This window comes from Methylobacterium sp. AC690 (genome assembly GCF_979256535.1).
In genome coordinates this window covers 1-313 of record NZ_CEEDOX010000065.1, presented here as the reverse complement: position 1 = coordinate 313, position 313 = coordinate 1, and the positions used below count along the sequence as shown (strand labels likewise).

General features: G+C 63.6%; 1 pseudogene. It reads left to right on the top strand.

The features are described 5' to 3' along the window. Positions 1–313 (top strand): annotated as a pseudogene (locus tag AC0IY1_RS25345) (ISL3 family transposase); the annotation flags it as partial.

Below are 313 nucleotides of genomic sequence, written 5' to 3'. Positions count from 1 at the left end.
GGAAGGCATCGTCTGTCAGCATCTGACGGTGGCCCGGGTTGCCGAGGGCCTGGGCGTGTCGTGGAATACCGCGAACAACGCCGTTCTGGCCGAGGGCCGGCGCGTATTGATCGATGACCCGCACCGCTTCGATGGAGTGAAGGTCATTGGTGTTGATGAGCATGTTTGGCGGCACACCCGCCGCGGGGACAAGTACGTCACCGTCATCATCGATCTGACACCGATCCGTGACGGCACGGGCCCTTCCCGGCTGCTGGACATGGTCGAGGGCCGCTCAATGCAGGTCTTCGCCACGTGGCTGATCGAACGCCCT